Annotated in this window: 1 protein-coding gene; it reads right to left on the minus strand. The window is 42.5% G+C overall.

Going from position 1 to position 1,388, the window contains the following annotated elements; genetic code table 11:
- Nucleotides 1-27 precede the first annotated feature (27 nt).
- Nucleotides 28-1,349, minus strand: a protein-coding gene (locus tag F8C67_RS14230; protein WP_151668528.1) for an IS3 family transposase whose coding sequence is annotated in 2 segments (ribosomal slippage) — nucleotides 28-977 and nucleotides 977-1,349 — 1,323 coding nt in all. Because the reading frame shifts where the segments join, the coding sequence is not laid out codon by codon here.
- Nucleotides 1,350-1,388: the final 39 nt, after the last annotated feature.

Below are 1,388 nucleotides of genomic sequence, written 5' to 3' on the forward strand. Positions count from 1 at the left end.
TGAGTCGTCCTAAAAAAGGTTGACTAGTTAGACATCAAAAATAGAGTTATTTAAGACAGCCGTTGGATTGAGTTCTAATGGCTGTTTTGTTTTCCACCTTTTGAGTTGAACGGTGTTTTGTTTATGTGCTTGATTCGGGGTTAGCATGTTGATAGATAAGTGTGGTCTCAGTGCGTTGTAAAGCGCTATTGATTCACTTACTTGCTTGTTCATACCTCTTTCATTTTGGAAGACTTGGTCCAACCCGAACTCATCTTTGAGTATTCCGTTTACTCTTTCGGCTATGGCATTTTCGTATGGGTCAGAGTCTTGAGTCATACTTATCCTGATGCCATTTTCTCTAAGTAGTTCAGTATATACTGCGCTACTATACTGAAGCCCTCTGTCGGAGTGATGGATTAGCATATCATCATAAATTCTGCCTTTCAGAGCCATCGACAGCGCCTTCAGGGTTGTCGTTGCCTTCATGTTGTTGCTAAGCTCATAGCCGACTATTTTCTTGGAGTAAGCATCCGTGATCAAATGAAGATATCTATATCCACGCTCACTTTCTAAGTAGGTGATGTCAGCTACCCAGAGCTGTTCGGGACGTACGATGTCGAGCTCTTTGATAATGTTAGGATACTTGCGCATCCAGTGCTTTGAGTTGGTCGTCTTATGGTACTTTTTACGCTTGCCTACTAGCATGCTTCTTGACCTTAGTAGAGCAAAGAGGTAATCTCTACCAACCCTATGATCATATGACTCAAGATCCTTATTAATCAAGTACTGTAACTTTCTTCCTCCGCATCTAGGAAGCTGGTGACGGATTCTTGACACCTTCGAGAGTATGGCGTTCTCCCGAGATAAACGACATTTTGGGCTTTGCCTTTTGTAGTAGGCTTGCTTGCTACGACCAAACAATCGACACAGTTCCGTAAGGTTCAGGGAAGTGTGTGCCTTTATTTCTTGGACTGCTTGGTGCCAGACTTTTTTGTGATGCTTATGTTCAGCTCACGCTCAGCAATAGCAATAAACTGCTTATAAGCCGCTAGCTCTGCTTCCTTTTTCTCTAGCGCACTTGCAAGCTCTTGCTCACGAAGTTTCAACTTCGCTTCAAGCTCTTTTATATACTGTTTGTCTTTGTCCTTCATAGGCCTGCCTTTACTAAGATAGGTTGGATGAGACAATTTACCATATTGTTTCAACCATCTTGGTATGCAGGAATTACCCGCAATACCATACTTGCGTTGTAGGCTTGCCTTAGTATAAAGCCCTGATTCAAACTCCTGGACGACCTGTCGTTTAAATGCTTCACTGTAGACATTTGGGGCAGGTGTAGAAATCGATTCTTTCCGTGTTGTTGACATTTTCCACGATTTGGAGTCAACTTTTTCTAGGACGAGACA

This window comes from Phaeocystidibacter luteus (assembly GCF_008933115.1).
GTDB classification, from domain to species: domain Bacteria; phylum Bacteroidota; class Bacteroidia; order Flavobacteriales; family Schleiferiaceae; genus Phaeocystidibacter; species Phaeocystidibacter luteus.